Here is a 26472-nt window from a genome sequence, read left to right as displayed (position 1 = left end):
ACCGAGCAGTATGCCGAGTAGTCTTCGGCTCTCAGAACATCGATCGACAATATCGGATTCGTGGACACCCTCTTCCTGGAACCGCATCCCAGCTTAAGCGGAGAACATCATGATTTCACCCTACACAATAAACGTCCCTGACGAACGGCTCGCCACGATCAGAGCCAAGGTCGAGGCTTATGACTGGAGCCAGCTGCCGGATGCGGGAGGCTGGTCGGCGGGGGTCGGGGTTGATGACCTCAAGCGACTCGCCGCTTATTGGCGGGACAGCTATGACTGGCGTGCGGTCGAACGGCGCCTCAACGCGCTGCCCAACTTCACGGCCGACGTGGAAGGCGAGCACCTCCACTTCGTTCATGTGAAAGGCGACGGCTCCAAGCCGCCCGTCCTGCTTCTCCACGGCTGGCCGGGCTCGTATCTCGAGTTCGAGCGGCTGTTGGAGCCGCTCGCAGCGGACGGGCACGATGTTGTCGTCCCCTCGCTTCCTGGCTTCGCGTTCTCCAACCCGATCACGCGCCCGATCGGCCCGCGGCGGGCTGCTGCGCTCGTGCATGGGCTGATGATTCAACTGTTCGGCGACGCGCGGTATTTCATTCAAGGGGGCGATTGGGGCCACGGCATCGCGGCCTGGGCAGCGCATGATCGCCCGGACGCTCTGCTCGGCATCCATATTAACATGATGACCGTGCGTGCGGAGGACGCCGCTCCGACGACCGGCGAGGAGAAGTCCTTCGCCGCCAAGCGGGCCGCGATTGCCGATCAGGAGAGCGCCTACTTTCACGAGCAGGAAACCCGTCCGCAGACGCTCGGCATCGCGATGGCCGACAGCCCGGTCGGAGCGGCGGGCTGGATACTCGAAAAGTTCGGCAAGTGGGCCGATCTTCCGACAACCGCCAATGGCGCCCCCGACATCTGGAGCAAGTTTTCCGAGGAGGAACTCCTCACCAACATCATGCTCTACATCGCGCCGGCATCGTTCGTGACTGCAACCTGGATCTACTACGGCAGCCGGCTTGAGAAGTCGCTAATGCTTCCGGCCGGCACCCGCATCCAGGTGCCGACCGGCGTTGCGGCCTTCCCCGATCCGGTGTTCTTGCCGCCGCCGCGCTCGTTCGCGGAGAAGACCTACAACATCGTGCATTGGACCGACATGCCGCGGGGCGGCCATTTCGCCGCGCTGGAAGAGCCGGAACTGATGCTGGCCGACCTGCGCGCCTTTATCGCGACGGTGTCGGGAGCGCGCTCCTGAAGGTGGAGACTCTCCGAACCAAATTCATCGTAACCGAGGCTTTGCGACGGGCGAACAAGCGAGGTAGGCGTCGATCACGTCGCCGGCTCCTGCTGGTGCGAAGACGGCGTGACCCCAAAACCGGATGCTGGGGCGCCCCAACGGTGATCGCAGCTGCAATGACGAACGTTTCGATAGGAGTAGAAAAATTGCGTTTCATTGATGCCGTGACGGGCGATGCCGCTGCAATAGTGTCAGTCGTGAACGGGGCATACAGGGCCAATGGCGCAGTTGAGGGATGGACCAACGAGCGTGGGTTGCTTGATGGACCGCGCATCGGCGAGGAGGGCGTTCGTGCGCTCATCGCGCGGGGACGCATTCTTCTGCTGCGCCGGTTGACGGATGGCGCGATCTCCGGCTGCATCAACATCGCGATAGACGACGATGGCGCGTGGCATACGTCGATGCTCGCCGTGGCTCCGGACGAGCAGACCGCGGGCATCGGAAAGTTGATCAAGCAGGAGGTCGAGCGACAGGCCGCGGCGGCTGGGGCGCCACGGATGCGAATGGAGGTGATCCGGCAGCGTGAGGCATTGATCGCTTGGCATCGCCGGCGTGGATACGAGCTGACGGGCGAAACTCTAGCATTCCCCTACGACGACCCTTCGGTCGGTCATCCGCTGCGCCCCGACCTGGAACTTGTTGTTATGGAAAAGCAGTTGAACTCCACTGTTGGCTGAGTGTCAGCCACATTCATGCGCTTGCCGGCTTGTCGCAAACATCAGATCAAATCTCTACTCCCGAAGCTCGGGCGGTCGCAGAGCACCTACAATCCTTCCCGTTTCACCATCCTTTTCGGGAGGGAGGGCAGCGCTTCGCGATGTCGTCTGCCACCTCAGGTCCGCCGTCCTTCCGCGGCGGTCGCTACAGCCGCTTGAAACTCTGCGGGTGTAGGAGTGCGATGAAACGCCTGAGCGCTAGCCGGCAAAGCGATCCAAGGCTGTTTGCGAGAAGTCCAGATATGCACGTAGGGTTCGATCTTCCTACTCCGGACGAGCGTCCCCGCACGAAGTATCAGCATTCCGGGAACGGCCGAGTTCCGATTGGCAAGGCGGGTCATGCAAGCCTCACACCCGATATGCTCTGAGGCGGCCCGTTCCGCGCCGTTCAAAGCGAAGGTCGTGGCCGCGCCTTGGAAGCAGATAGGTGACTCAGGTAGCATGGCGTGCAGCGCGAAGGCACTTCCACTCCACGTCTGACAATCTTCGCAGTGGCAGGCGTAACTCGCCGGCAAATCCTCCAACGCTATTTGATACGTCACCGCTCCACAGCGGCATCGCCCTCGAAGCATCTCGTTCTCCATCAAAAGACGTCCTGAAACTGTGCTGCGGGCCGGTGACGAGCTTAGATCAGCGATCAAAAAGAGGCTGCATTGGCGTGACCCGCCGCGGCGGCGATTATCTGCTGGCGTTCAACAAGGATGCGATAATCGCGGCCGACATCCTCGGGCTGGTGGTGACGCGGGCGCCAGAGGATGATGCCGATATGGTTGGCATACCCATCCGCGCACGAGCCGAGCTTCGAGGCTCTGAGCGCCGCCGGCCATAAACCGCACCTGATTGCTAAGCCCGAGGCGCTCGACGAGGTCTGGCTGCGCACCCATGCGGACTTCAAGGGGATAGTCGACGGCAGGCGGTCGTTGATGGTGTTTCGCGGTGACGGCCCGACGCTCGTTCCGCTCGACGATCTCACGCCGGCCGAGATCGCGCGGCTATATCCCAGGAACGAACTGTGAAGAGCCCCGGCACCCGGCACGCCGGCATTTGTCGGCGGGCGGGGTAGGAGGTGCTTGTGGGGCCCCTGGTCCCAGCGGACGTTCGGCTTTTCACCATGTTCTGCGCTGCAGTACCATCCAAACCAGGGTGCTGGTGGACTAACTTTACCCCTACTCGACCCTGCAAGTGCGCAAAATTCCTAGGCTCGGTGTTATTGGTTGAGCACAGACGAAAAAAACCAGCCGGCCGGCGTTTGTTTGATGCCGGGTTCCATGCTTTCTGATGCAGTCAGTAACTTCCGATTCTAATCAGCAGGCAGCGGCTTTGAAGACTGAAGCTTCGGCGCAAGATCGCGTGATCTCATTGGGCGACGGTTTGGCGGCGATTCCCGAACGCTTACTGCTTGCCCACGCGCGTGGTGAGGTTCTCTTCATTTGCGGTGCAGGCATTTCGAGGCCCGTAGGGTTGCCAGATTTCCGCGATCTTGTAGTCGACGTTTACGGCGTTCTCGATGCCAGCGTGTATTCCTCACGGGCTTACCGAGGCGTTGGATCAAATCCGATACGCAGCGCCTGAACTTGCAAAGGACCCGATCTACCGACGGCTGTCGACAGCAGCCAGACGCTAGGTACGCGATGATGCGGAGCATAGAGAGCCCTCTTTTCGGAAGGTTCTAGCCTTGCGGCAGGCTTTTGCTAGTCGGCCAGTCTTGACAGCCCAAGCGCCTTGTTAGATGCAGCCAAAGGTGCAGGCTTACAAAAGTCGTCAAAAAACAATGTAATGAAACCAACGGGATAGCTGAAAATGATGGCGGAGAGGGAGGGATTCGAACCCCCGATGGGCTTGCACCCATGCCGCATTTCGAGTGCGGTGCATTCGACCACTCTGCCACCTCTCCGCGGTCATGGTCGGCCGTTGCCGGCGCGGCGCACTAGATAACGGCTGAACGGACAGGTTACAAGGCCAAATTCGCCGGAAATTCAGCTTGCCGTCCCGGACCTTGCCTGGACCGATGCCGCCCGTCCTCGGCAGGCAATGTCGGCTGGTCCGCCAAGGCAAGGAATCGGGCTGTTTGCCTTGACTCCCACGCAACCTTCGGTTAGGGACAGCGCGCAATCGGCGTGGAGGGTTCTTCCGCGCCGCTTGTTTTTTGAACCCGCAGACTGACAAAAAGACGGCCGAACCGCCAGAGGCGGTTCATCAAGGCCGACCGAACAGCGAAAGGCAAAAAATGTTCGCAGTCATTAAAACGGGCGGTAAGCAGTATCGCGTTGCCGCCAACGATCTCCTGAAGATCGAAAAAGTCGAAGCCAATGTCGGCGATATCGTCGAGATCGGCCACGTGCTCGCGCATGGCGAGGGCGAGAACGTCACGTTCGGCGCGCCGTTCGTCGATGGCGCCCTGGTTACCGCCGAAGTCGTCGAGCAGGGCAAGAACCGCACGGTCATCGCTTTCAAGAAGCGCCGCCGCCAGAATTCGCGCCGCAAGATCGGCCATCGCCAGCTTTTGACCACGGTGCGGATCTCCGAGATCCTGCTGGGTGGCGCCAAGCCGGCCAAGAAGGCCGCCGTGAAGGCGGAAGCCAAGGCCGAGGTTGCTGCCGAGGCCGCGCCGAAGGAAGCCAAGGCCAAGAAGGACGCTCCCAAGGAAGAAGCGAAGGCCGAGGCCGTCGCCGCGCCGCTGTTCAAGGCGCCGAAGGGCGAGCCGGACGACCTGACAGTGATCAAGGGCATCGGCCCGGTCGCCGCCAAGGACCTCGCCGAGCAGGGCATCATCACCTTCGCGCAGCTCGCCAAGCTCAGCGACAAGGATGTCGCCAAGATCGACGAGCACATGCCGTTCAGCGCCGACCAGATCAAGGACTGGCGCGAACAGGCCAAGGAACTGGCGAAGAAGTAATTTTTCCGGCGAAACATCAGCCGGATCGGACTTGAAACGGAACGCGAACGCGTTCATAAGGCCTTTTAGGCGCCTTGCGGCGCAACGGAGTTAGTTAGATGGCACACAAGAAAGCTGGCGGCTCGTCGCGCAACGGTCGCGACTCGCATTCCAAGCGTCTGGGCGTGAAGAAGTTCGGCGGCGAAGCCGTCATCCCGGGCAACATCATCATTCGTCAACGCGGCACGACCTGGCATCCCGGCGTCAATGTCGGCATGGGCACGGACCATACCCTTTTCGCGCTCGAAACCGGCGCCGTGACGTTCAACAAAAAAGCCAACGGCCGAACCTACGTATCGGTCAATCCGATTACCAAAGCCGCGGAGTAGCCGGTTCCGCACTAGAACACCGGCGCCCATCTCGGGACCGGTGTCTGGCAAAGCCAGGAAAAGGATCAGGGGAGATGGGTTTCCATCTCCCCTTTTTCTTTGCCTGGAGGACGTTGAAATGGTTGCCGAAGCGGAAGACTCAGAAGACGAAAGTTACGCGATAGATTGCCCGGTGCTGGTCACAGAGCGGCTGGTGATGCGCGCTCCCGATGAGCGGGATATCGCGCAACTGGTCGAGCTTGCCGATAACCGTCACGTCGCCGAGATGCTGGCGCGCATGCCCCACCCCTATGGCGAGGCAGAGGGGCGTGCTTTCCTCGCCATGACCAAGGCGCGCCGCGCCGGCATCGCCTATGCGCTGACGCTGGCCGGCACCGATACTTTCGTCGGCTGCGCCGGGCTGAACACCACCGATCGCGGGTTGGAACTCGGCTACTGGATCGGCGAGCCTCACTGGAAGCGCGGCTATGCGACCGAAGCAGCCCATGCGCTGGTCGACCTCGCCTTCCAGAAGACATCGATCCAGGTGCTGCACGCCTCGACGCGGGTCATCAACCCGGCCTCGCGCCGGGTGATCCACAAGTGCGGCTTCCAGTATGCCGGCCAGGGCATGCTGAACTCGATCGTCGCCGGCCAGGTGCCGGTCGAGCGCTACCGGCTCGACAGGAAGACGTGGACCAGCCTGCGGAACTGGATCCACTTTTGATGATTGCCCTGAAGGCGGGCCGAGCAAGAGCCCCCTCGCCCGGATTGCCAACCGAATTGCGAAGGGCAATTCGGGGCAATCCGACCTCTCCCCGAGGGGAGAGGAGGTCGCTGGTGCCGGCGTCAGTCTCTTCTCCCCTCGGGGAGAAGGTGGCCGCGCAGCGGCCGGATGAGGGGGCTTTCTCATACGCGATTGGACTGGCGGCTTATGCTCAGCCCAGTTCGACCCAGACCGGCAGGTGGTCCGAACCGCTCGCCTTCCGGTCGACCCACAGGCGCTTCAGCGAGCGGGCCAGCGACGCGCTGGTGAAGACGTAGTCGATGCGCTTGTGGCGGCTGGCGTTGGCGGGGTCCTTGGGGTCGACCCAGGAGACGAGATCGTCGCCGGCGACATCGAGGCGCATGGCGGCATCGACGGCGAAGTCGGCGGTCAGCGGCATGCCGAATTCATGATCCGGCCGGCCGGCGAGTTCGACATATTCGGGCGAACCGGCCAGCATGTTGAAATCGCCCATGCCGACAAAGGCTTCCGGGTGCGGCAATTCCGGCAGGCCGATCTCGGCGACGCCGGACAGTGCGCCGCCTTCGAGCGCATAGTTCAACAAGCGCCGGCGCAGGAACTGTATCTGGCTGGCGCGTTCCACCGGGCTACGGTGATCGAGATGGATGGAATAGAAGCGGATGAAACCAAGCGGCGTCTCGATCAGCGCCTCCAGCGCGCCGCGCTGGAAGTTCATCATCTCGAAGCTGCGGCTGCGCGGCAAAAGCAGGTTGCGCGACAGATGAATTGGCGTTTTCGACAAGACCATGTTGCCGAGCTGGAAGGTGGTGGTGATGGCGCGGCCGTCCTCGATGCGCGAGCCGATATTGGCCTCGAAATTGCTGCCATAGACGGCGAAATAATCGGGCAGCGCCTCGCCGATCTCGGCGACCATGTCGCGGCTTCCGTTCCTGGGATTGTTGCGGGTGACCTCCTGCAGGGCGATCACGTCGGCGCCGCGCACGGCATCGGCAATGCGCCCAACATCGTAGCGTGCATCGAGACCGATGCCGTATTGGATGTTGTAGGTTACAAGCTTCATCCCGCAATCTCCGGCCAACCCCACGCGGCCATCGTCATAAAACGGCCTCGCCCTTCGCCGCGCCTTGGTTTAGAGCAAGGCCCAAGGTTTAGAGCAATGCCGCACGGCCAATAAAAGAAACTGCGATCCAATGAAATTTCTCGATCAAGCCAAGGTCTATGTCCGCTCCGGCGACGGAGGCGCCGGTTCGGTGTCGTTCCGGCGCGAGAAGTTCATCGAGTTCGGCGGACCGGATGGCGGCGATGGCGGCCGCGGCGGCGATGTCTGGCTGGAAGCGGTCAACGGGCTGAACACGCTGATCGACTATCGCTACCAGCAGCACTTCAAGGCCAAGACCGGCGTCCACGGCATGGGCCGCAACATGACCGGCGCCAAGGGCGCCGACGTCACGCTGAAAGTGCCGGCCGGAACGCAGGTCTTCGAGGAAGACAATGAAACGATGATCTGCGACATGACCGTCGTCGGACAGCGCTTCCTGCTTGCCAAGGGCGGCAATGGCGGTTTCGGCAACCAGCATTTCAAGACCTCGACCAACCAGGCGCCGCGGCGCGCCAATCCCGGCCTGCCGGGTGAAGAGCTCAACATCTGGCTCAGGCTGAAGCTGATCGCCGATGCCGGACTGGTCGGGCTGCCCAATGCCGGCAAATCGACGTTCCTGGCGGCCGTCACCGCGGCGAAGCCGAAGATCGCCGACTATCCGTTCACGACGCTGCATCCGGGCCTCGGCGTCGCGCGCATCGATGCGCGCGAGTTCGTCATCGCCGATATCCCAGGTCTGATCGAAGGCGCGCATGAAGGCGTCGGCATCGGCGACCGCTTCCTCGGCCATGTCGAGCGCACGCGTGTGCTGCTGCACCTGGTCTCGGCGCAGGAGGAAAATCCGGGCAAGGCCTACAAGACCGTGCGCGCCGAACTCGAAGCCTATGGCCAGGGCCTGACCGACAAGGTCGAGATCCTGGCGTTGAGCCAGGTCGACACGCTCGACGCCGACGCGCGCAAGAAGAAGATCGCTTCACTGAAGCGCGCCGCCGGACGTGCGCCGATGCTTCTGTCCGCCGTCACCGGCGAGGGCGTCGAGGCGGTGCAGCGCGCGCTGATGGCGGTGATCGCCGAAGCCCGAGCGCAGATTGCCGCCCCGGTCGAGACGCGCTGGGAAAAGTAGGGCCATGCAGTCGCTCAGAAAATACCGGCGCATTACCGTCAAGATCGGCTCGGCGCTGCTCGTCGACCGCGCGAGCGGCCTGAAGCGCGATTGGCTGGCCTCGCTCGCCGACGATATCGCCGTGCTTGCTCAGGGCGGGGCCGAGATCCTCGTCGTATCCTCCGGCGCGATCGCGCTTGGCCGCACCATTCTCGGCCTCGGCAAGAGAGCCTTGAAGCTCGAGGAAAGCCAGGCAGCGGCCGCCGTCGGCCAGATTGCGCTCGCCGGCGCCTGGTCGGACGCGCTCGGCAAGGGTAGCCTGAAATCGGGCCAAATCCTTTTGACGCTCGGCGACACCGAGGAGCGCCGCCGCTACCTCAACGCACGCGCGACGATCTCGACGCTGCTCAAGATGAAGGCGGTGCCGGTCATCAACGAGAACGACACGGTGGCGACCTCCGAAATCCGCTATGGCGACAATGACCGGCTGGCCGCGCGCGTGGCGACGATGATGGGCGCCGACCTTCTGGTGCTGCTGTCCGACATTGACGGGCTCTACACCGCGCCGCCGGCGCGCGATCCGCAAGCCAAATTCATTCCGGTGGTCGACCGTATCACGCCCGACATCGAGGCGATGGCGGGTGCGGCGGCCTCGGAACTGTCGCGCGGCGGCATGCGAACCAAGCTCGATGCCGGCAAGATCGCCAATGCGGCAGGCACCGCGATGATCATCACCTCCGGCACCCGGCTGTCGCCGCTGATGGCGATCGAACGCGGCGAGCGCGCCACGTTCTTCAAGCCCAGCGCCAATCCGGTGAAAGGCTACAAGACCTGGATCGCCGGCCAGCTCGAACCGGCCGGGCGCCTGACCGTCGATGCCGGCGCCATCGGCGCGCTCATTTCGGGAAAGTCGTTGCTGCCGGCCGGCGTCAAACTGGTCAGCGGCAATTTCTCGCGCGGCGACACGGTGGCGATCCTGTCGCCCGAGGGCCGCGAGATCGCGCGCGGGCTGGTTGCCTACGATGCCGCCGATGCCGTAAGGATCGCTGGCCTGAAGACGGCCGAGATCGAGACGGTGCTCGGTTACGAGGCGCGTTCGGCGATGATCCACCGCGACGATCTTGTGGTGAGTCATTCTGGTGACCAAGTACGGGCCAGTGACGAAGCACGCGCCAGTGACGAAGCACGGGCCGAAGGCGACATTAGCGGAGGATGAGCCATGCTGAAGCTGCATGAAAAATCCGGGGACGACACCGTGGCGCTGATGGCCGATATCGGCCGGCGCGCCCGCGCAGCCGCCCGACCGCTGGCCGTTGCCACCACCGACGCCAAGAACGCCGCGCTTGCCGCCATGGCGGACGCGATCGTCGCCCGGGAACGGGACATTCTCGACGCCAATGCCATCGATGTCTCGAATGGCCACGAATCCGGGCTTTCCGGCTCCTTCATGGACCGGCTGAAACTCGATCCGGCACGCATCCGCGCCATGGCCGACGGCATCCGTGAAATTGCCGGGCTCGAGGATCCGGTTGGTGATGTCATCGCCGCGTGGGAGCGGCCGAACGGCCTGCACATCGAGCGCGTGCGTACGCCGCTCGGTGTCGTCGGCGTCATCTATGAAAGTCGGCCGAACGTGACGGCGGATGCCGGCGCACTCTGCCTCAAGGCCGGCAATCCGGTGATCTTGCGCGGCGGCTCGGATTCGCTCAATTCCTCCTCGGCGATCCACGCCTGCCTGGTCGAGGGACTGAAGGCGGCCCGTCTGCCCGAGGATGCCATCCAGCTGGTGCCGACCACCGACCGCGCCGCGGTCGGCGAAATGCTCAAGGGGCTTGGCGGCAATCTCGACGTCATCATTCCGCGCGGCGGCAAAAGCCTGGTTGGGCGGGTGCAGAGCGAGGCACGAGTGCCTGTCTTCGCCCATCTCGAAGGCATCTGCCATCTCTATATCGACCGCTCGGCCGAGCTCGACATGGCGGTGCGGATCGCGGTCAACGCCAAGATGCGGCGCACCGGCGTCTGCGGCGCCGCCGAAACGCTGCTGGTCGACCGCGCGGTCGCCACCACCCACCTGGTGCCGATCCTCGAAGCGCTGCGCGCCGCCGGCTGTGAAATCCATGCCGATGCCGAGGTGATGAAAGTCTTCTTCGACGCCAAGCCGGCGACCGATGCCGACTGGGTGACGGAATATCTCGACGCCATCATCGCGGTGAAGCTGGTCGACGGCATCAGTGGTGCGATCGACCACATCGAGACCTTCTCCTCGCACCACACCGAGGCGATCGTCGCCGAGGACGCGAAGGCCGTCGAACGGTTCTTCAACGAGATCGATTCGGCGATCCTGCTGCACAATGCCTCGACGCAGTTCGCCGATGGCGGCGAGTTCGGCATGGGCGCCGAGATCGGCATCGCCACCGGCAAGATGCACGCGCGCGGGCCGGTCGGCGTGGAGCAGCTGACCTCGTTCAAATACCGCGTGCGCGGGTCGGGCCAGGTGAGGCCTTGATGCTGTTCGTTCCTAGAGCCTGAGGCGTTGCGCGCGCGGACCCCCCTCTGCCCTGCCGGGCATCTCCCCCTCAAGGGGGGAGATCGACTGCCATTCCCGGTTTCGTCAATCGCCGGCGTTGTAGAATTAGCGCTGCCGATGAAGCTGCCAATCTCCCCCCTTGAGGGGGAGATGTCCGGCAGGACAGAGGGGGGCGCCTAGCACCATGCTTTCGTCCCCTCAGCCCACGGCCCCCGCCAGCTACCTCAAGATGCCGCATGCCGAAAAGGGCCTCGCCGTCGGCCTGTTCGGGGGTTCGTTCAACCCGCCGCATGCCGGCCACGCATTGGTTGCCGAAATCGCTTTGCGGCGCCTGGCGCTCGACCAGCTGTGGTGGATGGTAACCCCAGGCAATCCGTTGAAGAGCGCCAGGGAATTGGCGCCGCTGGTCGAACGGCTGCAGCTGTCGGAGAAGATCGCCAAGAACCCGAAGATCAAGGTCACCGCATTCGAGGCGGCGCACAATGTGCGCTACACCGCCGACACGCTGGCTCTGGTCAAGGCGCGCAATCCCGGCGTCGACTTCGTCTGGATCATGGGCGCCGACTCCCTGCGTGACTTCCATCACTGGCAGCGCTGGCGCGAGATTGTGCTCACCTTTCCGATCGCGGTCATCGACCGTCCGGGCGCCACACTGTCGTTCCTGTCGTCGGTTGTCGCCAAGACCTTCGATTACGCCCGCATCGACGAAGGGGATGCGCCAAGGCTTGCGCGGATGAAGGCGCCGGCCTGGACTTTCATTCACGGCCCGCGTTCCTCGCTCTCGTCGACCGCGATCCGCGAGCTGGCGAAGGGATAAGGCCTCTCCGCAGCAGGAAGAGCCAGCGTTTCGGACGCCCGGCATGTCGTTTTTACAGCGGTGTTTTCTCAGCCAATCAGCGATGCTGGCCGGCCATGGCAATTCAAACCAAGACCCAATCCGCAGTCGATCCGGAACAAGGCAGTGCACCCACGCCGCTGATCGCGATTGCCAGCGTCATCGTGTCGATGGCGCTGATTGCCATCGGCAACGGGCTGATGTTCGCCTATATCCCCGTCCGGCTCGGCGCCGAGGGTTTCGATCCGACATGGGCAGGGCTGATCGTCACCGGCCTGTCGGCCGGCGGCCTTGCCGGCTGCATATTGACCGGGCCGCTGGTGCGCAGGGTCGGTCACGCACGTGCCTTCATGGTGCTGTCGGCGCTGATCGCGCTGTCCAATGCGGCCATCGGCGCCGGGCCGCACCCGCTGCTGTGGATCGTCGCACGCGCGCTTTACGGCTTTGCCATATGCGGCCTGTTCATCGTCGCGCAGAGCTGGCTCAACGACGCGCTGCCGAACGCCATACGCGGCCGGGTGATGGCCGTGTTCTACGTCGCCTACATTGCCGGCCTTGGCGTCGGCTATGCGACGCTTGCCGTCATCGACATCCACACGGCCGCCGCGTCGCTGATCGGCATTGCCTTTACCGCTCTGTCGATCCTGCCTGTCGGCATGACGCGCCTTGCCCAGCCGCCGGCGCCGCGGGCGGCTTCGGTGGCGTTGCGCCAGGCGTGGCGGATTTCGCCAGTCGGCGTCGCCGGCATGCTGGCGGTCGGCGGCCTGTCGATGATCGTGTCCGGCTTCGCGCCCATCCACGCCACGGCCAAAGGCTACAGCCAGGCCGATGTCGCGCTGCTGCTGTCGGCAATGCCGGTCGGCACGCTGATCCTGCAGATACCGCTCGGCTGGCTTTCCGACCGCACGGACCGGCGCTATGTGCTTGCCGGCGCTGCGGCGCTCGCGGTCGTCGCCAGCGTGCTCGCCATCGCCTTCGACGGCGGTGCGCTGATGGTCCTGGTGGTGATCTACCTGATCTGGGACGGAGCGGCGGAATCGATCTACGCGCTCTCCAGCGCGCATGCCGCCGATCGCGCCAGGAAGGATGAACTGCTTGCCCTGTCGAGCTCGATGCTGTTTGCCTGGTCGCTCGCCGGCTTCATCGTGCCAGGCATCGTCACCGTGCTTTCCGCCGTTTTCGGCACGGCAACCTTCATTTATGTCGGCATCGTCATCGCCTCGGCATTCTGCCTGTTCGTGCTGTGGCGGGTGATCGCGGCGCGGCCCGTTCCGGCGGCCGCCACCGGCAGTTTCGCGCCGATGTCGGCGCAAGCACCGTTGCCGGTGGAACTCGCCTTCGCGCCGGACGAAGGGATCCGCCACAGGGGCGAGTGATTACTGCTTGCGGGCCTCGGGCGGCGGCGCTTCCGGAGGTGGCAGTGGGATGGAAATGCGCTCGCTGTCGAAGGCCTGCTTGGCGCGTTTCGTCATGTCGATCTGGGTGGCGAAATAGTCCGCAGCCGCGGTCCAGTAGCGCAAGGTGAGCGAAACGGTCGTATCGCCGAGCCCGGCCACGAAGGCGATCGGTCCCGGTACGCGGCGGATGCGCTTCTCGGCGCCGGCAATGGCAAGCAATGTCTTCTGCGCGCCGTCTATGTCGTTCCAGGAGCCGATGCCGAGCGTGATGTCGGTCCGGCGCACGCCATTGCGGGTGAAATTGCGTACCGGCTGGTTCCACAGCGTCGAATTGGGCGCCAGTATGTAGACACCGTCGGCGGTCCTGAGCTTGGTGGCGAAAAGGCCGATTTCCTCGACCGAACCGGCAATGGCCCCGACCTCGACGGATTCGCCGATGCGGAACGGCCGCAGCGCGAGCAGCATGATGCCGGCCGCGATGTTTTGCAGCGTGCCTTGCAAGGCGAGGCCGATGGCCAGGCCGATTGCGCCGATCGCGGCGATGATCGATGCGGTCTGCACGCCGAACTGGCCGAGCACCATGACGACGACGAGGATCAGGACGGCGTAGCGGACGATCTTGGAAAAGAAATGCCGCAGGGTCGCGTCGAATCCGTGGATATGGCCGAGGCCAGCCGCGACCGAGCGCTCGGCAAGTTTGGCAACGATGTAGCCGACCACCAGGAGGATGATGGCGCCGATGGTGGAAAAGGAATAGGAGACGATCAGCGTACTGAGCTGCGCGAGGCCGGCCTGGACGGTGAGAAGGGTGTTTTGCGGGTCGATCGGCATGGCGGGATTCCGGTTGGTCGGTCAGCCGATAACCGCTGCGGAACGCCTGGGTTCCGATGTTTTGCGCCTCGCGTGGAACAATATGCCAGTCGGCGAGTTCGCGTGAATTGGAGCTCCGTCTTGAAACTGCAACGGAACTCTGCCTATCTAAGTGGTGTCACCTGCTTTCAGGGGTGATTTGGTTGTTCTTGCTGCGAAAGGAAATACACTGAGAACAGCACTGCGGAAGAAGGCCGATATCGTGCCTTCGCCGGCCAGGATCAGCGTAGACGACGCCGTGTCCCGTGCCATCAAGACAGTCCTTGCCAGTCTGGAAGACTCCAAGGCCGAAAATATTGTCTCAATCGACATTCAGGGGAAATCGAGCCTCGGCGACTACATGGTCGTCGCGTCGGGTCGATCGCACCGTCATGTCGCGGCTGTCGCCGATCATCTCCTCAAGGCGCTCAAGGATGCCGGCCTCGGCTCCGCGCGCGTCGAGGGGCTCTCCGGCGCCGACTGGGTCCTGATCGATTCTGGCGATATCATCGTCCATGTCTTCCGCCCCGAAGTCCGCGAATTCTACAATCTCGAAAAGATGTGGCAGGCGCCGGATCTCGAGGAAGAGACCCTCCACTGAGCCGATTTTGTTTCGATGCATGTCGTTGTCCCAAAATCGGTTTCCCCTCGGGTGACATGCATTAGCGGCTCATAGAGGCGAGGATGAAGATTTCAGTTCATGCCGTGGGCCGAATGAAAGCCGGCCCCGAGCGGGAGTTGGCCGACCGCTATTTCGAGCGCTTCGCCAAGAGCGGACCCGCCGTGGGGCTCGAATTCGCCGGCATCATCGAGATCGCCGAGGGCCGCGCGCAGAGCGCCAGCGAGCGGCAGCGCGACGAAGGTTCGCGCCTGCAGGCGCAGCTGCAGCCAGGCACGGCATTGATCCTGCTCGATGAACGCGGCAAGAGCCTGTCCTCGCAGGATTTCGCCGGCCGTATCGGACAGTTGCGCGATAGCGGACGCAAGGCGCTGGTGCTGGCCATTGGTGGCGCCGACGGCCACGATCCGCCGTTGCGTGACCAGGCTGAGCTGGTGATGTCGTTCGGGGCGCTCACCTGGCCGCATCAGCTGGTGCGCGTGATGCTGGGCGAACAACTCTACAGGGTGGCGACGATCCTGTCGGGCCACCCCTATCACAGATCCTGAAAGCCGCCGGGTCGCACCGAATTTAGCCCCAATGCCGCGTAAAATTCACCGTGGAGGCTGCTTTTCGTTTGCAGGGCGTTATTGCGAAACCCTTTGGGCGACGGGCGCTAACATGGTTGATGATTCGTTAACGAAGCCGCGGATAGAATCGATCGCGAATGTCTGAAGGCTGGAAATCGACGACGGGCTCATCGACGGGGGGCTCCTGGCGCGCGCGCTGCGGCATCGCGTCGGCGGTGGTGCTTCTGTCGCTCCATGCAGGGCGGGCCGCGAACACGCTCGACATGGCGCCCGATCCGGACCAGAGCCGCGCCGAATACGAGCAGGTTTCCAGGGAAATAACGCTGTCGTCGGAACGGCTGGCGAAGCTCGCCGCCGATATCGCCGCGGTCAAGAAGGACCACGCCTCGATCACCGCTGCCCTCATCCAGTCGGCGATGACCGAACAGAAGCTTGGCCAGGACATCGAGGACATCGGCGCCAAGCTGGAAGGGCTGAAGGGCCAGCAACAGAAGATCCGCGCTTCACTGGCGGCGCGGCGCGACGTGTTGGCAGAAGTGCTGGGCGCCCTGCAGCGCATGGGGCTCAATCCGCCGCCGGCGATCCTGGTCAAGCCGGAGGACGCGCTCTCGTCGGTGCGCAGCGCCATCCTGCTCGGCGCCGTGGTGCCGGAACTGCGTCAGCAGACCGACAGCCTGCTGGCCGACCTCAAGGAGCAGACCCGAGTGACGGCCTCGATCGAGGCCGAACGGGCGCGGCTGACGGCTGCGGTCGGCGACCAGACGGCGGAGAAGAAGCGGCTCGGCATGCTGCTGGAGGCCAAGCAGAAGCTCGAGGCCGACACGAAGGCGCAGATGGCTGCCGAACAGCAGCGTTCCGAGCAGTTGGCGGCCAGGGCCAGCAGCCTGAAGGATCTGATCGCCTCGCTCGAAGCGCAGGCGGACAAGAACCGCAAGGCTGCCGATGCCGCGAAGGCAGCCGATGCGGCAAAGGCCGGCGGCACCGAGCCCGGTGGCGACCAGACGGCATCGCTGCCGGTTCCCGAAGGCAACAGGTTGACCGCGGCGGCGCCTTTCTCGGCACTGCAGGGACAGATCGCCTTGCCGGTCACCGGCCGCATCAAACGCCGGTTCGGCGCCGACGACGGTAACGGCGCCTTGATGCTTGGGGACATGGTTGCGACACAATCGGGAGCCATCGTTACCGCGCCGGCGGATGGGAATGTGCTTTATGCGGGGCCGTTTCGCTCGTATGGTCAACTCTTGATCCTCAATGCCGGCGACGGTTATCATGTCGTCCTGGCTGGGATGAGCAGAATCAGCGTCGCGACTGGCCAGTCAGTGCTCGCAGGAGAGCCGGTCGGCGCGATGGGAGAAGCCCGGGTGGCAAGCACCTCGGTTTCGAAGAATGGAAATGCCACGCCGGAACTCTATGTCGAGTTCCGCAAGGATGGAAAACCCGTCGATCCGGCCCCATGGTGGGCGGACCGTTTTTCTGGAAGGACGTGAAATGATGCGGAAACTGTCGCTTCTGTTTGCCGGTGCGCTGATGGGCGCGTCCGCCATGAGCCTTGTCTATGGCGCACCCGGCTCGGCGGCGAACGCTGCAGGGTCGGAGACCTACAAGCAACTGGCGATCTTCGGTGACATCTTCGAGCGGGTGCGGGCACAGTATGTGACCCCGCCCGACGACAAGTCGCTGGTCGAGAACGCCATCAACGGCATGCTTTCCTCGCTCGACCCGCATTCCTCGTACATGAACGCCGAACAGGCGCAGGACATGCGCGTGCAGACCAAGGGCGAGTTCGGCGGCCTCGGTATCGAGGTCACCATGGAGAACGACCTGGTCAAGGTGATCACGCCGATCGACGACACGCCGGCCGCCAAGGCGGGCGTGCTGGCCGGCGACTATATCGCCAAGATCGACGGCGAGGAGGTTCGCGGCCTGACGCTCAACGACGCGGTCGACAAGATGCGCGGCCTGGTCAATACGCCGATCAAGCTGACCATCTTGCGCCAGGGCGCCGACAAGCCGATCGAGCTCACCGTCGTGCGCGACATCATCAAGGTCAAGGCGGTCAAGTTCCGGGTCGAGAACGACATCGGCTACATGAAGATCACCTCCTTCACCGAAAAGACCTATGACGACCTCGAGAACGCCATCGACACCATCAAGAAGCAGGTGCCGGACGACAAGCTCAAGGGCTATGTGCTCGATCTGCGCCTCAACCCGGGCGGCTTGCTCGACCAGGCGGTGAGCGTCTCGGACGCCTTCCTCAAGCGCGGCGAGATCGTCTCGACACGCGGCCGCGATCCGAAGGACGTCACCCGCTTCGACGCCAAGCCCAAGCAGACCGACGACATCAACGGCAAGCCGATGATCGTGCTTGTCAATGGCGGCTCGGCCAGTGCGTCGGAAATCGTCGCCGGTGCGCTGCAGGATCTGCGCCGCGTCACGGTGGTCGGCACGCAGTCCTTCGGCAAGGGCTCGGTGCAGACCATCATTCCGCTCGGCGAGAATGGCGCGCTCAGGCTGACGACGGCGCTCTACTACACGCCGTCGGGCAAGTCGATCCAGGGCAAGGGCATCACGCCCGACATCAAGGTCGACCAGCCGTTGCCGCCGGAACTGCAGGGCAGGGATTTGACGCGCGGCGAGTCCGACCTCAAGGGCCATATCAAGGGCGCCGACGAGAGCAAGACCGGCTCCGGCTCCGCAGCCTATGTGCCGCCGGATCCGAAGGACGATCTGCAGCTCATCTACGCCGAGCAGCTGCTGCGCGGCCAGAAGACCGATCCGGCCTTCCCGCCCAATCCGGAAAAGGCCGTGCTCAACCAGTAAGGCCGGCAACCGGTCTGGCCGGTTGAACGAAGCAATGCGATGCTGCCGGGGCCGAAAGGTTCCGGCAGTTTGATTCGGGGGGCAGGACCGGGCCTCCAGATACGGCGCCAAAGGGCGCCAGGATTGATGAATTCGTGCATGTATTCCCGAAGGAGGTCGTCTTCGGAACCGTGCACCGGGGACAGGGCTTGGCTGATATCGGCAAGGACATCGAACGCCCGCTTGGACAGACTGTCCGGGCGCCGCGTGGCGCCGGCAAGATCAGCGTAGGCGTGATCGCGGCGAGCGCGGTGGTGCTGGCCGTGGTCGGCGTCTCGGCCGCGATCGCGCTCAGGGAAAAGCCGTTTCGAAAACCGCAGGAAGTCGCCGTTTCGACGCCGAAAGTGACAGCGGCTGCCGAGCCCGCCGCGTCGCCTCCCGCATTGGCCCCGGCGGCGACGGCCAGGGTGGACACGCCGGCGAAGACGGGCGGTCCGCAGATCATCCATGTACAGACGGAAGAAGGCGATGGCCCGCCCAAGGCGGCAATCGTCATTCGCGATCCGTCGACCGTCGGCCAGAACCTCAAGATCGCGCATATTCCCGATAGGGCGCTGATCGAAACCAGTGAAACCGGGCCATTGCCTATGCGCTCCGCCGATGGGCGGCGGCCGTTCGACGTCTATGCGCGGCCATGGTCCGGCGCGCGTGGCGCTCGTGTGGCGATCGTCATCGGCGGGCTCGCGGTTTCACAGACCGGCACCCAGGCGGCGATTGCCAAGCTGCCGGCGGAAGTGACGCTGGCCTTCGCGCCCCAAGGCAACAGCATCGGCCGCTGGATGCAGGCCGCGAGGCAGAGCGGCCATGAGATCGTGATGCAGGTGCCGCTCGAACCGTTCGACTATCCCAACGTCAACCCCGGTCGCAACACGCTGACGGTGGCGGCGACCCCCGACGAGAATCTGAAAAACTTGCACTGGGTACTGTCGCGGACGACGAACTATACCGGTGTCATGAACTACATGGGCGCGCGTTTTTCCGCCGACGCGGCGGCGATGCAGCCGTTCATGGCCGAGCTCAGCAAAAGGGGCCTCGCCTATATCGACGACGGCTCGTCGGCGCGCAGCCTGGCTCCAGACATGGCGCTGAAGGACGGCGTGCCCTTCGTCGCCGGCGACACCGCGATCGACGCGGTGCAGGATCGCGGCGCCATCCTGAAGAAGCTCGACAGTCTCGAAGCGACCGCGCGTGCCAAGGGCACCGCCGTCGGCATCGGTTCGGCTTTCGACCTGACGGTCGACACGGTGTCGTCATGGGTGGCCGAGGCCAAGAAACGAGGCATCGAGATCGTGCCGATTTCAGCGGTGGCTGTCGATCCGCAAAAAGGCTGACTGCCGTCTCGATAATTCTACTCCGGTGGGCACCTGGCGGCGCTTTCTGCGCTTCCGGTGCTCGCGTACTTTAAGTACGCTCCGCTCCGGTTCTCGAAATCACTCGCCACCTGCCTCACCAGAGCGAATTCTAAAAACGGCTGGAACTTTACTTATGGCAAAAAAAGTCGACCGCGAAACGCTGCCCTATCGCCCCTGTGTCGGGCTGATGATCCTCAATGGCGACGGGCTGGTCTGGGTCGGGCATCGCATCGCCGAACCCGACAGCGAGTTCGCCGGCACGACGCAGCTCTGGCAGATGCCGCAAGGCGGCATCGACACGGGCGAGGAGCCGCTGCAGGCGGCAGAGCGGGAGCTCTATGAGGAGACCGGCATGCGCAGCGTCTCGCTGCTGGCCGAGGCGCCGGACTGGATCAACTATGACCTACCGGATCATCTCGTCGGCATTGCGTTCAAGGGCAGGTATCGCGGTCAGACGCAGAAATGGTTCGCGTTCCGCTTCCATGGCGATACCAGCGAGATCCAGATCAATCCGCCGCCGGGCGGCCACACCGCCGAATTCGACAAATGGTCGTGGCGGTCGATGCAGGATCTTCCCGACCTTATCGTGCCGTTCAAGCGCAACGTCTATGAAGACGTGGTGGCGGCGTTCCGGCACTTGGTGCCATAGCTGGACGAGTGCGACTGGGTTCGAAGGACCGTAGTTGCCGCGCCGGCGTGTCGGTTCTATTGATGCTAATCCGCTACAAGGAGGGTCGCCATGAACGACGCCCCCACAACATTGCCGCCCGATGATGTCGCTGCCGTAAGCGAGGCGGCGGCCGGGGCCATTCTCACCATCGATCTCGGCGCGATCCGCGAAAACTACCGGCGGCTGAAGGCAAGGCTGGGCGGTGCACGCTGCGCCGGCGTGGTCAAGGCCGACGGCTACGGTCTCGGCGCGAGCCAAGTGGCATCGGCGCTGGCGGAAGAAGGCTGCGACACCTTCTTCGTCGCGCTGCTGGCCGAAGGCATCGCGCTCCGCAAGGCGATCGGGGCCGGACCTGAGATCTACGTGCTGAACGGACTGCCGCCGGGCTCCGAGCCGGAAGCGGTCGCGTCCGATCTCTGCGCGGTCGTCAACAGTGGCGCTCAGTTGAAAGCCTGGCGCGCCGCGGCACATCGCGTTGGCCGAAAACTTCCGGCCGCCATCCAGGTCGACAGCGGCATGTCGCGGCTTGGCATGGCACTAGCCGGAGTCGAGGCACTGGGCCGGGATGTCAGCGCGTTCGACGGCATCGGCGTCAGATATGTGATGAGCCACCTGGCCTGCGCCGACGAGCCGCGCCATCCCGCCAATGAACAGCAGCGGCTGGCCTTCGAACGGTTGCGCGCCATGCTGCCAGGGGCGCCCGCCTCGCTCGCCAATTCCTCCGGCATCTTTCTCGGGCCGTCCTATCATCATGATCTCGTCCGCCCCGGCGCCGCGCTCTACGGCATCAATCCGACGCCTGCCGAACCCAACCCGATGCTGCCGGTGGTGCGGCTGCAGGCCAAGGTGGCGCAGACGCGCAACGTCGAAAAAGGCACAGGCATCGGCTATGGCCATACCTATCATGCGGAAGGGCCGCTCAGTCTGGCGACGATCTCGTTCGGCTATGCGGATGGCTGGCTGCGCCGGTCCGCGTCGGCCGCCTGGTTCGAGGGGGCGCGCCTGCCTTTCCTCGGACGCGTGTCGATGGATTCGATCATTCTCGACATTTCCGCCTTGCCGTCCGGCAAGCTTCGCGAAGGGGATCTCGTCGAACTGCTCGGCCCTTCGCAAAGCGTCGACGACGCCGCCGGCCATGCCGGCACCATCGGTTACGAAATCCTGGCCAGTCTCGGCAGGCGCTTTCACCGGCGCTATGTCGGTGGTTGAGCGGTTTGGCCGCGCTTGACAAGCGGACGTCTGTCGGCAAGGTTCGGCGCATGAGCAACCTCGCTTATATCAGAACCTTGTTCAGGGTCTGCCCGATCGCGGGATCGTAGCCCCGGCGCGGCCGCCTTCCGGCGTTCGTCCGTACCGGGGCATCCATACATCCACCCATCGCCATCAAGCCGCACCGCTCCCCGCGGCTGCCGGCTTTCATCAGGCCGCCATCAGCGCGGCAAGCGCGCATCCGTCCGATGCGCCGATCCACGAGGTTTGCCATGCAACATGCAACGGGACTGCGTCCATCCCCCCAGATTCTGATCAGCGACACCGACCATGATAGGTTGACCGGCCTGGCCAGGACCGTGCTCGACCGCGCGCCCGAGACGGCCGAAGAGCTGCTCGCGGAACTGGATCGGGCCGTGATCACGCAAGCGGCGGCAATTCCGGCCGGCGTGGTGCGAATGGGCTCGACAGTCACGGTTCGCGGTGAAGGCAGTGACATCAAGCGCATCACGCTGGTCTATCCGGGCGACGCCGACATTGCCGAAAACCGGATCTCGGTGCTGACGCCGATGGGAACGGCGCTTGTCGGCGCCAGCATCGGGCAAGTGGTGTGCTGGAGCGGTCGTGGCGGCCACAAACTGTCGGTGACCGTGGAGGCCGTCGATACGCCCGCCGGCGGCGGCGAGCACTGATCGTGGAGGCGGTGATGAAAAGCGGGAGCTGCCAGCTGACCACGAAGGATTTCGCCGTCCTGGAGGTGATGCTCGAGCGCCGACGGGCCTTCGCGGATCCGATGGTCCGGATGATCGAAGAGAAGCTTTCCAATGCCCGCGTCGTGCCCATCGAGTCGGTCGAACCCGATATCGTGACGCTGAACAGCCGGGTGGTGTTTTGCGTCGATGCCGGTGCGACCGAGACGCGCACCCTGGTGCAGAACGAAGTGCGCGGACCGGTCGGCTCCAGCCTGTCGCTGGCAACCAGACGCGGGCTGTGCATGCTTGGCATGGCGCAAGGCCAGACGGCCTCGCTCGAGCATCCCGACGGCAGGCGCGAATCGATCCGGATCAAGGCGGTGCTCTATCAGCCGGAAGCCGCGCGGCGGGCAGCCCGGGAAAGAGCCGCCGCCGGAGGACCGCGGCCGCACGGCCTGACCCTCGTCTACAGCGCCGACACCTCCATCCGGCCTCTTGGCGGGACGGCAGGAATGCGGCAGACAGGGAGAGACGACGATCCGGGTCCGTCGGCGGCGTGAAAAGCCACGGCGCATGGTCGCGAAGACGAATCGATTTTCGCCGGTGATCGTGCGCAAATCGCAGATGCTGCCGTGTCCATCGGCGTGAAGGACATGGCGTAAGGAGTGAATGATGAAGATCATGGTGCTGGGCAGCGGCGTCATCGGGGTGACCACGGCCTACTATCTCGCCGAGGCCGGCCACGAGGTGACGGTGATCGACCGCCAGAAAGGCCCGGCGCTGGAGACCAGCTTTGCCAATGCCGGTGAGATTTCGCCCGGCTATGCCTCGCCCTGGGCCGGCCCCGGCATTCCGCTCAAGGCGATCAAGTGGCTCCTGATGAAGCATGGCCCGCTGGTGGTCCGGCCGGCCTTCGACCCGCCTATGTGGACATGGCTGGTCAAGATGCTGCGCAACTGCACCGCCGAGCGCTACGCCATCAACAAATCGCGTATGGTGCCGCTGGCGGAATACAGCCGCGACATGCTGAAGGCGCTGCGCGAAGCGACGGGCATTGCCTATGACGAGCGGACCCAGGGCACGCTGCAGCTGTTTCGCACGCAAAAGCAGCTCGACGGCACGTCAGGCGATGTCGAGGTGCTGAAGAAATATGGCGTGCCCTATGAAGTCCTCGATCCGGACGGCTGTGTCGCGGCCGAGCCGGCGCTGGCCGGGGTGCGCGAGAAGTTCGTCGGCGGTCTCAGGCTGCCGCATGACGAGACCGGCGACTGCAAGATGTTCACCGACAAGCTGACCGAGCTCTGCGTGGCGCGCGGTGTCAAGTTCGAATACGACGTGACGATCTGGCGCGTCATCCGCAGTCGCAATCGGGTCGCCAACCTGAGCACCAGCAAGGGTTGGAAGGGGGCCGATGCCTACGTCATGGCGTTGGGCAGCTATTCGGCGGGCTTCATGCGCCGGATGAAGCGGCCGATCCCGGTCTATCCGGTCAAGGGCTATTCGATAACAGTGCCGATCAAGGACGCCGCCTTGGCCCCGGTGTCGACGGTGATGGACGAAACCTACAAGGTCGCGATCACCCGGCTCGGCGACCGCATCCGCGTCGGCGGCACGGCCGAGATTTCCGGTTTCGATCTCAGGCTGCACGAATCGCGGCGCCGCACCCTCGAACACTCGGTCGGCGATCTCTTTCCCGGCTCCGGCGCCATGCGCGAGGCGACGTTCTGGTGCGGGCTGCGGCCGATGACTCCGGACGGACCGCCGCTGATCGGCCGCACCGAACTTTCCAACCTCTTTCTCAACACAGGCCATGGAACGCTCGGCTGGACCATGGCCTGCGGCTCGGCCAAGGTGCTGGCCGACATCATCTCGAACCGGGTGCCCGACATCGACGTGCGCGCCCTGGCGCAGGAGCGCTATCTGAAATAGCCGCCCGCGCGTCTGGCCGACTCGCATTGTTCTTTGCTTTGACGCATGTCGTCGCCCCAAAACCGGGCCACCTTTGGGCGACATGCATCAGAACGCCTGCCTGACCCACGCCTCGTCGAACAGCAGCCGGTAGGCCCACGGGATCATCACATTGGTGGAAACCGGGTTCGAGTGGGCGAGGTAGTCGTCATAGACCGGCTTCATCCTGGCGTAGAAGGCGGGGTCGAGCACCATCATGCCGTTCTCCGAATCATGGAAGAAGCTGCGGTTGTTGAGGTTGACCGAGGAGATGGCGACCAGCCTTTCATCGATCATCATGATCTTGGAATGCAGCACCACGTCGGGTGCCTTGAACTCGCGGATGTCGATGCGGTCGCCATATTTCTCGACGAACAGCTTGTTGAGCGCGGTGAGGAACTTGCCGCCGATATCGCCCTTGAGGTCGATGCGACCGACAATGTCGATCTTGACGCCACGGGCGAGCGCCCTGTCGAAGGCGCGGGCGAGGCTCGGCGTCAGATTGAGGTAAGGGTTGACGATCTGGATATGGTGCTGGGCGGCGTCGACCAGTTCGACGAAATAGGCCTCCAGCGCATGGTCGTCCTCATAGGGCATCGAAATGAAATGCCGGGCATTGCCTCGGGGGTGGCCGGCGGCGTGGACCGGGATGGAGAAGGGGCGCGCCAGGTTGGTGTCGGCGTCGCGCAGCCATATCGTCGACAGATGCGCGGCGAGTGTCTCGACCGTCGCCTTGTCGGCGAACTCGATGTCGAAGTCGCTCCAGTTCGAATAGTAGTTCAGCGAAAAGCCGTCGGTCTTGCCGTATTGCTCGAGGTCCGGGTAGCGCGACAGGTCGATCGGCTGATGGAACAGGAAACCGTCATGGATGTTGCGGCCGCCGATGATGACGCGCGAGCGCGCGGGGTCCCGCGCCAGCGTCGCCAGCATCTTGATATGATGGACTTTGTGCAGTTGTGAAATCTGTTCGTCGATCGGCGCGCCCTGGTCCGCCTGCCAGCGATATTCCTGCAACTCGACATTGGGGAATTCGGCCGCCAGGCGGTGCAGCATGGCGTCGTCCTTGTCGCGTTCCAGCACGTCGGTGACCATGATGCGGACCTTGGTGCCAAGCGCTGCATGGTGGCGGATCAGCCGTTCCATGATGCAGCCGGAAAAGTCGGCCTTGAATTCGAGCGAGGACAGATAGATCAGCTTCAGCCTTGGCGCCCTGGAGAAATCGAGCGGCAGCTCGGGGTCGCCTTTGTCTATTGCCGCATCCGACAGCGGCGCGCCCAGTAGCGCCTCGACCTTGGCGTTGAAGCCGTCTCTCGACTTGCGCAGCAGCTTGGGCTCGCCGATCCGCAAGGCGCAGGTCTGCGACAGCCAGCGGCTGGCATAGAAGGCGCGTTCAAGCGCGTCGAGGCCGACGCCGTTGGAGACCGGGCAGCGCTGGTAGCGGCTGTCGAAGCTGGAGAGCCCCGGATCCGCGGTCTCTTCGCGCAGGATCATGAGTGGCGCGCCGGCCGGGGCAAGGCTGGAGCGGATTCTTGCCGTGCAGCGGTTCAGGCTGTCGCCCGGGAACAGGCTGACGGTGTCGTCTCCGCCCGACAGGCGAAAGCGAAATGCCGAGCCGGCGGAGATGGTGCGTGAGGCTCCGGCGGCGCGGATCGCCAATGCGCCGTCGCAAGTGCCTTCGATGTCGGCAGGCTGCTCGCCCGCCTGGCGCACGACGATCTCGGTGCTGCGTGCCTGCAGGCCGGAGAAATCGAAAGTCTTGGGGGCCGAGGGCCGCGCCGCCGCATCGATGTAGAGCGTCTGCCGCGACGCCCGCCAGCGGCCGTCGAAATGGCCGTCGCCGCTGCCTGTGCCGGCCGGCGGCAGATGTGCGTTGGCGACGGGTCCGGCCAGTTGCCGCAGCGTCGAATATGTCGCCTGGAAATCGCGGTTCTGGACATCGCGGCGGTTGCGCCCGAACGGGCCGGTGCCGTTGGCACGGTCCATGGCGCCGAGCTGGTTATTGGCGAGCAGCGCCAGGAACCGTTTTTCATAGTCGCTGCCGCCGTCATTACCAAAGAACTGCGCCGCCGCGATCCGCGGCCCGGGCGTGCCGGCCGACAGCGAGGGCCGTGCGCAAGCCTCTTGTCCCGCCAGGAGGTCGCAGGCATTGCGGCCCGTACCGGCACAACCGGCAAGGGCGATGAGCCCGAACAGGGCGAGGATGACGGCCGTGCGGAGGTTCAACCGGCGGCTCCGGCCTTCATCGCGCTCAACTGCGCCGGGTCACGCGGCGGCATGAACCCCTGCGGAAAGACCTTGCAGACAGGGATGGCGAAGGTGGCGATCAGTAGGTCCGCCTCTCTGCGCATCTTGCGGGGCGCCGTCCTGTCATCGCGGATTGCCCTGGCCGAGGCGACAAGGGCGCCATCGCAATCGCAATGGTTGCGGCGGGCGATGTAGCAGGCGTCATGGATTCGACAAACGGCGTCGAGGCGGTCGACCGGCCGGGCCGACAGATCGCCGGTGCGGGTGCCGGGACCGCAGTAATTGCCGATGACGAAAGGCGAGGGACGCGCCATGACGTAGCGGATCGGTTTGGGCAATTCGGCTTCCGGCACTTTTGTCCATGGATTGGCGCATGCGGAGACGAACAGCAGCGGCAGGATGGCAAGAACGGCTCGCATATCTATCCGCGCCAGCTTTCTGAAAGATTTCCCACCCGGCGCCCCCCTCTCATGGCCGAGGCCGCATGCCTGATGCCACACTGGC

26 protein-coding genes and 1 tRNA gene are annotated in these 26472 nt (G+C 64.2%); 21 read left to right on the top strand and 6 right to left on the bottom strand.

From position 1 onward, the window contains the following. Positions 1-109: 109 nt before the first annotated feature. Positions 110-1249 (top strand): epoxide hydrolase family protein, encoded by a 1140-nt coding sequence (locus LB536_RS10620; protein ID WP_140754892.1) that lies wholly within the window; start codon positions 110-112, stop codon positions 1247-1249. 188 nt (positions 1250-1437) lie between these two features. Then, a complete protein-coding gene (locus LB536_RS10615; RefSeq protein WP_181178225.1) occupies positions 1438-1968 on the top strand; it encodes a GNAT family N-acetyltransferase in 531 nt (176 codons plus the stop codon). A gap of 155 nt (positions 1969-2123) precedes the next feature. Here LB536_RS10615 and LB536_RS31310 read toward each other — a convergent pair whose 3' ends face one another. Then, the gene (locus tag LB536_RS31310) at positions 2124-2579 is read right to left on the bottom strand and encodes a GFA family protein (RefSeq protein ID WP_140755025.1); all 456 of its coding nucleotides are present in this window, start codon (positions 2577-2579) and stop codon (positions 2124-2126) included. A gap of 198 nt (positions 2580-2777) precedes the next feature. On the opposite strand from LB536_RS31310, the gene LB536_RS10605 reads away from it, so the two are divergent. After that, the gene (locus tag LB536_RS10605; protein ID WP_140810670.1) at positions 2778-3023 is read left to right on the top strand and encodes a hypothetical protein; all 246 of its coding nucleotides are present in this window, start codon (positions 2778-2780) and stop codon (positions 3021-3023) included. A gap of 788 nt (positions 3024-3811) precedes the next feature. On the opposite strand, the gene LB536_RS10600 is transcribed toward LB536_RS10605, so the two are convergent. Continuing rightward, a tRNA-Ser gene (locus LB536_RS10600) sits at positions 3812-3901 on the bottom strand. A 333-nt stretch (positions 3902-4234) separates the two neighbouring features. Between LB536_RS10600 and LB536_RS10595 the strand changes: the two genes are divergently transcribed. The 3 genes from LB536_RS10595 (at position 4235) to LB536_RS10585 (ending at position 5977) form a co-directional block, all read left to right on the top strand. Continuing rightward, entirely contained in the window at positions 4235-4903 is a 669-nt protein-coding gene (locus LB536_RS10595; RefSeq protein ID WP_127275341.1) for a 50S ribosomal protein L21, read from the top strand. Positions 4904-5001: 98 nt separating this feature from the next. Further along, positions 5002-5271 (top strand): 50S ribosomal protein L27, encoded by a 270-nt coding sequence (rpmA, locus tag LB536_RS10590; protein WP_015315190.1) that lies wholly within the window; start codon positions 5002-5004, stop codon positions 5269-5271. A 118-nt stretch (positions 5272-5389) separates the two neighbouring features. Then, positions 5390-5977 (top strand): GNAT family N-acetyltransferase, encoded by a 588-nt coding sequence (locus LB536_RS10585; protein WP_224591679.1) that lies wholly within the window; start codon positions 5390-5392, stop codon positions 5975-5977. 211 nt (positions 5978-6188) lie between these two features. Here the strand turns inward: LB536_RS10585 and LB536_RS10580 are convergent, their stop codons facing one another. Next, positions 6189-7058: an endonuclease/exonuclease/phosphatase family protein gene (locus LB536_RS10580; RefSeq protein WP_224591677.1), complete on the bottom strand. Its 870-nt coding sequence runs from the start codon at positions 7056-7058 to the stop codon at positions 6189-6191. A 130-nt stretch (positions 7059-7188) separates the two neighbouring features. Here LB536_RS10580 and obgE point away from each other — a divergent pair, with 130 nt between their 5' ends. The 5 genes from obgE to LB536_RS10555 all read left to right on the top strand — a co-directional run bounded on the left by obgE (position 7189) and on the right by LB536_RS10555 (position 12937). After that, positions 7189-8220: a GTPase ObgE gene (obgE, locus tag LB536_RS10575; RefSeq protein WP_224591674.1), complete on the top strand. Its 1032-nt coding sequence runs from the start codon at positions 7189-7191 to the stop codon at positions 8218-8220. Positions 8221-8224: 4 nt separating this feature from the next. Continuing rightward, the gene (gene proB, locus LB536_RS10570; RefSeq protein WP_224591671.1) at positions 8225-9415 is read left to right on the top strand and encodes a glutamate 5-kinase; all 1191 of its coding nucleotides are present in this window, start codon (positions 8225-8227) and stop codon (positions 9413-9415) included. 3 nt (positions 9416-9418) lie between these two features. Beyond that, the gene (locus LB536_RS10565) at positions 9419-10705 is read left to right on the top strand and encodes a glutamate-5-semialdehyde dehydrogenase (RefSeq protein ID WP_224591668.1); all 1287 of its coding nucleotides are present in this window, start codon (positions 9419-9421) and stop codon (positions 10703-10705) included. 250 nt (positions 10706-10955) lie between these two features. Further along, positions 10956-11543, top strand: coding sequence for a nicotinate-nucleotide adenylyltransferase (locus LB536_RS10560; protein ID WP_411966540.1), 588 nt, complete (start codon positions 10956-10958; stop codon positions 11541-11543). Between the two features lie 95 nt (positions 11544-11638). Beyond that, positions 11639-12937, top strand: coding sequence for an MFS transporter (locus LB536_RS10555; RefSeq protein WP_224591664.1), 1299 nt, complete (start codon positions 11639-11641; stop codon positions 12935-12937). Here the strand turns inward: LB536_RS10555 and LB536_RS10550 are convergent, their stop codons facing one another. Further along, positions 12938-13789 carry a mechanosensitive ion channel family protein gene (locus LB536_RS10550; RefSeq protein WP_224591662.1) on the bottom strand — a complete coding sequence of 284 codons (852 nt, stop codon included), beginning with the start codon at positions 13787-13789 and terminating at the stop codon, positions 12938-12940. A gap of 241 nt (positions 13790-14030) precedes the next feature. Between LB536_RS10550 and rsfS the strand changes: the two genes are divergently transcribed. From rsfS to LB536_RS10500, 10 genes are all read left to right on the top strand, one after another. Continuing rightward, entirely contained in the window at positions 14031-14408 is a 378-nt protein-coding gene (rsfS, locus tag LB536_RS10545; protein ID WP_140754872.1) for a ribosome silencing factor, read from the top strand. Between the two features lie 83 nt (positions 14409-14491). Next, on the top strand, positions 14492-14974 hold the full coding sequence (gene rlmH, locus LB536_RS10540) for a 23S rRNA (pseudouridine(1915)-N(3))-methyltransferase RlmH (protein WP_224591660.1): 483 nt from the start codon (positions 14492-14494) through the stop codon (positions 14972-14974). 158 nt (positions 14975-15132) lie between these two features. Then, the gene (locus LB536_RS10535) at positions 15133-16482 is read left to right on the top strand and encodes a murein hydrolase activator EnvC family protein (protein WP_224591658.1); all 1350 of its coding nucleotides are present in this window, start codon (positions 15133-15135) and stop codon (positions 16480-16482) included. A 1-nt stretch (position 16483) separates the two neighbouring features. Beyond that, complete coding sequence (locus LB536_RS10530; RefSeq protein WP_167531416.1) at positions 16484-17815, top strand: S41 family peptidase; 1332 nt, start codon at positions 16484-16486, stop codon at positions 17813-17815. A 188-nt stretch (positions 17816-18003) separates the two neighbouring features. After that, positions 18004-19185 (top strand): divergent polysaccharide deacetylase family protein, encoded by a 1182-nt coding sequence (locus LB536_RS10525; protein ID WP_224591889.1) that lies wholly within the window; start codon positions 18004-18006, stop codon positions 19183-19185. A gap of 154 nt (positions 19186-19339) precedes the next feature. Continuing rightward, positions 19340-19855 carry an RNA pyrophosphohydrolase gene (locus LB536_RS10520; protein ID WP_224591657.1) on the top strand — a complete coding sequence of 172 codons (516 nt, stop codon included), beginning with the start codon at positions 19340-19342 and terminating at the stop codon, positions 19853-19855. Between the two features lie 90 nt (positions 19856-19945). Further along, positions 19946-21085 carry an alanine racemase gene (alr, locus tag LB536_RS10515; RefSeq protein WP_224591655.1) on the top strand — a complete coding sequence of 380 codons (1140 nt, stop codon included), beginning with the start codon at positions 19946-19948 and terminating at the stop codon, positions 21083-21085. Positions 21086-21357: 272 nt separating this feature from the next. Beyond that, complete coding sequence (gene rnk, locus LB536_RS10510) at positions 21358-21777, top strand: nucleoside diphosphate kinase regulator (RefSeq protein WP_224591653.1); 420 nt, start codon at positions 21358-21360, stop codon at positions 21775-21777. A gap of 14 nt (positions 21778-21791) precedes the next feature. Further along, on the top strand, positions 21792-22337 hold the full coding sequence (locus LB536_RS10505) for a nucleoside-diphosphate kinase (RefSeq protein WP_224591651.1): 546 nt from the start codon (positions 21792-21794) through the stop codon (positions 22335-22337). A gap of 112 nt (positions 22338-22449) precedes the next feature. Beyond that, on the top strand, positions 22450-23706 hold the full coding sequence (locus LB536_RS10500; RefSeq protein ID WP_140755021.1) for a D-amino acid dehydrogenase: 1257 nt from the start codon (positions 22450-22452) through the stop codon (positions 23704-23706). A gap of 87 nt (positions 23707-23793) precedes the next feature. On the opposite strand, the gene LB536_RS10495 is transcribed toward LB536_RS10500, so the two are convergent. Both LB536_RS10495 and LB536_RS10490 read right to left on the bottom strand, forming a co-directional pair. Then, positions 23794-25947, bottom strand: a complete 2154-nt coding sequence (locus LB536_RS10495) for a phospholipase D-like domain-containing protein (protein WP_224591648.1) — start codon at positions 25945-25947, stop codon at positions 23794-23796. After that, the gene (locus LB536_RS10490) at positions 25944-26387 is read right to left on the bottom strand and encodes a hypothetical protein (protein ID WP_224591645.1); all 444 of its coding nucleotides are present in this window, start codon (positions 26385-26387) and stop codon (positions 25944-25946) included. The genes LB536_RS10495 and LB536_RS10490 overlap by 4 nt, the downstream gene beginning before the upstream one ends. Positions 26388-26472 lie beyond the last annotated feature (85 nt).

Source organism: Mesorhizobium sp. ES1-3 (assembly GCF_020164795.1).
Classification (GTDB): Bacteria; Pseudomonadota; Alphaproteobacteria; order Rhizobiales; family Rhizobiaceae; genus Mesorhizobium.
The sequence above is the reverse complement of the archived record's forward strand: the minus strand, read 5'-3'. Positions and strand labels throughout refer to the sequence as shown.